The sequence below is a fragment of the Arthrobacter sp. Y3223166 genome, from assembly GCF_059090935.1.
This window is the reverse complement of record NZ_JBNHGE010000069.1, coordinates 1-6321: the sequence shown is the minus strand read 5'-3', so window position 1 is coordinate 6321 and position 6321 is coordinate 1. Positions and strand designations below refer to the sequence as shown.

The 6321-nt window shown below is 68.2% G+C and carries 4 protein-coding genes and 1 pseudogene; 3 read left to right on the top strand and 2 right to left on the bottom strand.

Translation table 11 applies throughout. From position 1 onward, the window contains the following. Both AC5RUH_RS16305 and AC5RUH_RS16300 read left to right on the top strand, forming a co-directional pair. Positions 1-182, top strand: a pseudogene (locus tag AC5RUH_RS16305) (phosphopantothenoylcysteine decarboxylase); the annotation flags it as partial. A gap of 82 nt (positions 183-264) precedes the next feature. Continuing rightward, positions 265-1650: a class II 3-deoxy-7-phosphoheptulonate synthase gene (locus AC5RUH_RS16300; RefSeq protein ID WP_493999453.1), complete on the top strand. Its 1386-nt coding sequence runs from the start codon at positions 265-267 to the stop codon at positions 1648-1650. Between the two features lie 159 nt (positions 1651-1809). On the opposite strand, the gene pknB is transcribed toward AC5RUH_RS16300, so the two are convergent. Continuing rightward, positions 1810-3792, bottom strand: a complete 1983-nt coding sequence (gene pknB, locus AC5RUH_RS16295) for a Stk1 family PASTA domain-containing Ser/Thr kinase (protein ID WP_494129112.1) — start codon at positions 3790-3792, stop codon at positions 1810-1812. Between the two features lie 81 nt (positions 3793-3873). Then, positions 3874-5127 carry a LysM peptidoglycan-binding domain-containing protein gene (locus tag AC5RUH_RS16290; protein WP_494129113.1) on the bottom strand — a complete coding sequence of 418 codons (1254 nt, stop codon included), beginning with the start codon at positions 5125-5127 and terminating at the stop codon, positions 3874-3876. A 733-nt stretch (positions 5128-5860) separates the two neighbouring features. Here AC5RUH_RS16290 and AC5RUH_RS16285 point away from each other — a divergent pair. Continuing rightward, complete coding sequence (locus tag AC5RUH_RS16285) at positions 5861-6214, top strand: Rv2175c family DNA-binding protein (RefSeq protein ID WP_494014841.1); 354 nt, start codon at positions 5861-5863, stop codon at positions 6212-6214. Positions 6215-6321: the final 107 nt, after the last annotated feature.

Here is a 6321-nt window from a genome sequence, read left to right as displayed (position 1 = left end):
GCCACGCCGCAGCGGCCACGCCCTCGGGCGCCCTGCCCGACAGCGAGTCCGGCAGCGCGTCCGACAGCACCGCCGGGCACAGCGGCGGAGCGGGCGCGGCCGCGGCGGAAGGACCGGAGGCCGCCGGCCTCCCGGACGCCGGGGGAACAGTCCCGCGATCCGGCCGGAAGGGCCGGCGCTGACGCCGTCGGAATGTGACGCCCGTGTGGCGGCCCATGACCCCTGCACGTGAAGCCAGCGAAGCCGCAGGTCTACGATTGAAGGGTGACCGATACAACCTTCATTTCTTCCGTTCCCGACCAGCTGCCGACGGCAGCGGACTATCCCGGTCTGGATGACTGGCGAGAGCTGCCGGTGGTGCAGCAGCCCACCTGGCACGATCCCTCGGTCTACGCGTCCTCCGTTGCCGAGCTGAACTCCCTGCCGCCGCTGGTCTTTGCCGGGGAAGTCGACGTCCTGCGGGAGCGTCTGGCCCTGGCCGCCGACGGCAAGGCGTTCCTGCTCCAGGGCGGGGACTGCGCCGAAACCTTCGGCGCGGCCACTGCCGACAAGATCAGTGCCCGCGTCAAGACCATCCTGCAGATGGCCGTGGTGCTCACCTACGGCGCCTCGCTGCCCGTGATCAAGATGGGCCGGATGGCCGGGCAGTTCGCGAAGCCCCGCTCGTCCAACGACGAAACCCGTGAAGGCGTGACCCTGCCGGCCTACCGCGGCGACATGGTCAACGGCTTCGAATTCACCCCCGAGTCCCGGGCCCACGATGCCAGCCGGATGGTGCAGGCGTACCACACGTCCGCTTCCACCCTGAACCTGATTCGGGCTTTCACCCAGGGCGGTTTCGCCGACCTGCGCCTGGTGCACCACTGGAACAAGGGCTTCACGGCCAACCCGGCGCATTCGCGCTACGAGTCACTGGCACGCGAAATCGACCGCGCCGTGAAGTTCATGGATGCCTGCGGCGCCGACTTCGACGCCCTCAAGCGGGTCGAGTTCTTCGCCAGCCACGAGGCGCTGGTGCTGGACTACGAGCGCGCGCTGACCCGCATCGATTCGCGGACGGGCCTGCCTTACAACACCTCCGGGCATTTCCTCTGGATCGGTGAACGCACCCGCCAGCTGGACGGCGCCCACGTGGACTTCCTGTCCCGGGTGCGGAACCCCATCGGCGTCAAGCTGGGCCCGACCACGTCCGCCGACGACGCCCTGCGGCTGATCGACAAACTGGATCCCGAGCGCGAGCCGGGCAGGCTGACCTTCATCACGCGGATGGGTGCCGGCAACATCCGCCACAAGCTGCCGGAGCTCGTAAAGCGGGTCACCGAGAGCGGCGCCAAGGTGCTCTGGGTGACCGACCCCATGCACGGCAACACGGTCACCTCGCCCAACGGCTACAAGACCCGGAACTTCGACGACGTCATCGAGGAGGTGCGCGGTTTCTTCGACGTGCACCACGAACTGGGCACCTTCCCGGGCGGCCTGCACGTGGAAATGACCGGCGACGACGTGGCGGAGTGCTTGGGCGGCGCCGATCCCATCGATCAGAACGCCTTCCTGGACCGCTACGAGTCCGTCTGCGACCCGCGGCTGAACCACATGCAGTCCCTGGAGATGGCGTTCCTGGTGGCGGGGGCGCTCTCCCGCCAGCGGTAGCCCGCCGCACGCCCGCCGTCCCCGCGCTCCTCAGGACCGGGACGAGATGGAAGGCCCGGAACCAGGTGAACAGGTTCCTGGCCTTCCGGCTTCACGGGACGCGGGCGGGGCGAGCCGCCGGCTTGCCGGCTCAGGCTCTTGCTCGCGCCAGGGACAGCGTCACACCACGGTCAGGGTGATGACCGATCCCTCCGGCAGCGACCCGCTGTCCGGGTCCTGCGTCCGCACGGTGCCGAAGAAGCCGCCGAGGAACTCCTTGACCTTCACCTCGAAGCCCAGGTCCTCCAGCGCGCGCTTCGCCTCGTCGACCTGCCGGCCCACGGTGTCCGGAACCTCGACCATCCGCGGGCCCTTGGAAAGCGTCAGCGTCACGGTGTCACCGCGGATGACCTGTCCTTCGGCCGGCGTCTGCGCCGCGACCGAGCCGGCCGGGACGTTGCGGTCGAACACGGCCTCCGGGGCCACCGCCACCTTCAGGCCGGCGCCTTCCAAGGCTGCGGCGGCGTCGGACTGCGGCTGGCCCACCACCTGCGGCACGCTGAACGGCTTCGGCCCCTTGGAGACCGTGAGCCCGACGGCGGTGCCCCGCCGCAGTTGTTCGCCCTCGCCGGGTTTGTGGCCGAGGACGGTACCCGCCGCTGCTTCTTCGTCGTACTTCTCCTTGACATCACCGGCGGCCAGCCCAGCCTCCTCCAGCGCGGCGGTGGCCTCCTCCACGCTCATGCCCGCCAACGCGGGCACGCCGAAGAGCTCCGGGCCCTTCGAGACCACGAGGGCCACCTGCTCGAAGCGGCGGACTTCGACGGGCGCATCGGGTTCCGTGCCGACGGCTACCCCCGCGGCCAACTTCTCGTCGAAGACTTCCTCGAGCGTGTACTCCAACCCCTGTTCCCGTAGCATGCCCTCGGCTTCGGCCACCGGCTTGCCGGCAACGTCGGGTACGGAAACAATGGCGCCTGGCCCCATGCCGAAGAACCACCCTGCGGCTGCGACCAAGGCGGCCAGGATGGCCAGCACGACAATCCAGATGATGCCCCGGCGCCGGGGATTTCCGCGGCGCAGGTTCTGTTCGGGACGCCGCGATTGGCGGGCGAGTTCCCGCTGGCGCTTCTTGGAATCGCGGGCGGAGAGCGGGCGCTGCTGCGCGGCCGGTGCCGCCGCGGCGGCCTCGCCGGCCCTGAAAACCTGCGTGTGGTTTGCGGAGCGGGAAATGACGGTGGTGCGGTGCGGATCGGACGGGATGACCTGGGTGGATGATGTTCCCGCCGGCTCGGCCCGGGGAGGCCGCGCATCCAGCTGGGCGTCGCTGAGGGATTTGTGCACGTGCCGCAGTTCACCCAGCAGCGCGGCGGCGTCCACCGGCCGCTGGTCCGGATCGGATCCGGTGCACCAGAGCACCAGTTCGTCGAGGTCGGGAGCCAGCCCGGGAACCAGGGTCGACGGCGCGGGGACGGTGGAATTGACGTGCTGGAATGCCACCTGGATCGGCACGTCGCCGGTGAACGGCTGACGCCCGGTCAGCATCTCGAACAGCATGATGCCCACCGAGTAGACATCGCTGCGTTCATCGGACGCGGTGCCGGTGACCAATTCGGGCGGCAGGTACGCCACCGTCCCGATCAGGGACCCGGTGTTGGTGCTGGTGGTCACGGCGCGTGCCAGGCCGAAGTCTCCGAGCTTGACCCGGCCGTCGTCGGACATCAGCACGTTCTCCGGCTTGATGTCCCGGTGCACCAGACCAGCGGCGTGCGCTGCGGCGAGCCCCTCGATCACAGGATCAAGGACAGCCAGCGCATGCCGCGGCGTCAGCGGAGCGGACTCGTCGAGCAGGTCCCGCAGCGTGTGTCCGGGCACATATTCCATCGCGAGGTAGGCGACGTTGCCGTCGATGCCCTGGTCGTAGACGCCCACCACATGGGGGTGTGAGAGCCGGGCCGCGGACTTGGCCTCGCGTTCAAACCGCTCCAGGAAGCCGGCGTCTTCCGCCAGGTAGGGATAGAGGACCTTGAGCGCCACATTGCGGTCCAGCCGGGTGTCGGACGCCAGGTAAACGGTGGACATCCCGCCGCGCGCCAGGCGCGAGGCAACCCGGTAGCGCCCGTCGATCAGGGCGCCGACCAGTGAATCAGTTGCCGGTTGCACTCTATGATCCTAAGTCCGATGAGCGAAAGGACCCGAATCAACACTGCGATTCGGGTCCTTTTGCCACGGGGGCGGTGGCCGCTAGAACTTCTTCATGTGCGATTTCACCGCGGCCACGTAGGCCTTCGTATCCTTGTACATGCCGTACGTCATCACGCCATACTGGCCCTGGTAGTAGGACGCAATGGCGATGTCCAGGGACGGGCTGGTGCTCACCAGGGATCGGATGATCGCTACGCCGGCGGTTGCGTTGTCGTACGGATCCAGCAGGTTGAGCTTGCGGCCCACCAGGGTCGAGGCCCACTCGCCCGAGGACGGAATGACCTGCATGGCGCCGATCGCGTTGGCCGGGGACACGGCGTCCTGCTGGAAGCCGGATTCCTGGTAGGCGTGCGCCAGGGCGAGCCGCGGGTCCACCCCCATCTTGACGGCCGTCTCGGCGATGATGTCCTTCATCTGCGCCTGGGTGGGCTGCGGGGTGGAGAGCAGCAGGCGCTTGTTCTCGTTCGCCTTGCCCACCACCGCGGCCGGGTAGGTGTAGTGCAGGAAGGTACTGGGAACCAGCGGCTGGGCCGACGCGGTGCCCACACTCGACGTCGTGGTTTGCGCACCGCCGGGGACGGTGATCTTCTGGCCCGGGTGGATGATCGACGTCGACTTCAGGCCGCTGGACTGCAGCAGGCTGGACAGGGTCACGTTCAGCTTGCCGGCAATGCCGGACAGCGTATCGCCGGACTTGACCGTATAGCTGCCCCCGCCGGTGGCTGCGGCGCTGTTGGCCGGTGCCTTGGACGACGCCGACGCGCTGGTGACCGACGAACCGCTCACCTTGATCTTCTGTCCGGGGTAAATGACCGAGGTGACCTTGAGGTTGTTGGCGGAGAGGACGGAGCCCAGGCTCATGCCGTGGCGGGCGGCAATCCCGGAGAGGGTATCGCCCGGCCTGACCGTGTAGCTGCCGGTGCCGGAGGGCGCGACCGCCTTGGTGGAAGGTTTCGCCTGCGCGGCCGGGGCGGAGGCGCTGGAGGCCTTGGCCGCGCCGTTGACCGAGATCTTCTGGCCCGGGTAGATGATCGAGCTGATCTTGAGGTTGTTGGCGGAGAGGAGGGCGCCCAAACCCATGCCGTGCTTGGCGGCAATCCCGGAGAGGGTATCGCCCGACTTGACCGTGTAGCTGCCGGTACCGGCGACGGTTTTGGTGGAAGGTTTCGCACGGGTAACGGTTGAGGCGGCCGAGACCTGGGCGGCGCCGCCGTTGACCGAGATCTTCTGGCCCGGGTAGATGATCGAGCTGATCTTGAGGTTGTTGGCCGAGAGCACGGCGCCCAGGCTCATGCCGTGCTTGGCGGCGATGCCGGAGAGGGTATCGCCGGACCTGACGGTGTAGCTGCCGGAACCCGACGAGGACTGCTTCGCGGCGTTGCCGGAGGACTTGGCGGCCGAGCCGCCCAGCTTGATCTTCTGCCCCGGGTGAATGATGGTGCTGGCACTGAGGCCGTTCAGCGACAGTACCTTCTGCGTGGAGAGGCCGTACCGGGCCGCGATGCCGCTGATCGTCTCGCCGGCCCTCACCGTATGGACGGCGGGAGTGTTCTGCGCCCGCAGGGAAGCGGGCAATCGGGCGGCAACCTGGGAAGCGGGAATGAAAGCGGTCGCCGGAACCGTAACGCCCGGAATCGCCGCCTTGGGCTGCAGCGCAGAGCGCGGCGGCAGCTCGGCTGCCTGGGCCGGCATGGCCAAGGCAGCGGAGGACAGCACGACGGCGGGAATCGCCGCGGTTGCTGCCGCGGACAGTAGTACCCGGCGGGGCTGGCTGCGGTCGTTGCGCGTGATCGGGCGCTGATCGGTCATTGGTGTCCCTCATCCTTGTTCTGCGGCCTGGCGAGCGTCCCCCAACGGGCCGCACAGTGGTACTGGTGTGCCGTTTGTTATCGATGTGAAAGCTGTTACTCAAGTGAATTTACACTATTGACGCATAACACAAAAGCCACCGGCGGAGAATGAAGAATGAAGGCGGCGTGTCGAAAAGGAAATGGCTCCGCGGGGGCCGCCGTGGCACCCTTATACGGTGAGTGAACTTGAAGAACTGATTACCGACTGGCTGCCCCTTCCCGACGTCGCCGAACAACTGGACGTCTCCATTAAAAAGGTGCACGCCCTGCTCGAAGAACGCGCCTTGGTGGAGGCGCGCGTGGGGGAGCGCAGGATCCGCTCGGTGCCGGCGGCGTTCCTGGTCGGCGGGACCGTGCTCGAAAGCCTCAAGGGGACCCTGGCGGTGCTGTCCGACGCCGGCTACAGCGATGAGGAAGCCCTGGTCTGGCTCTTCACCGCCGATGACTCGCTGCCCGGCCGGCCCATCGACGCGCTGCGCGAGGGCCGCAAAACCGAGATCCGCCGCCGCGCCCAGGCGCTCGGCTGGTAGGGACCCGGTAGCCGGCGCAATTGCCCAACCCGCGGGGGTCGGGCCCCGGGCTGCCGGCTCAGGCGCTGCGGCGCACCGCTGCGTCGGCCAGCGTGCCCAGGGCCTGG

Excerpts from the sequence above, each read along its gene's own strand:
- AC5RUH_RS16290 (WP_494129113.1), bottom strand. The coding sequence starts at position 5,127 with ATGAGCCTGGGCGCCGTGCTCTCGGCCAACAACCTCAAGATCAGCTCG.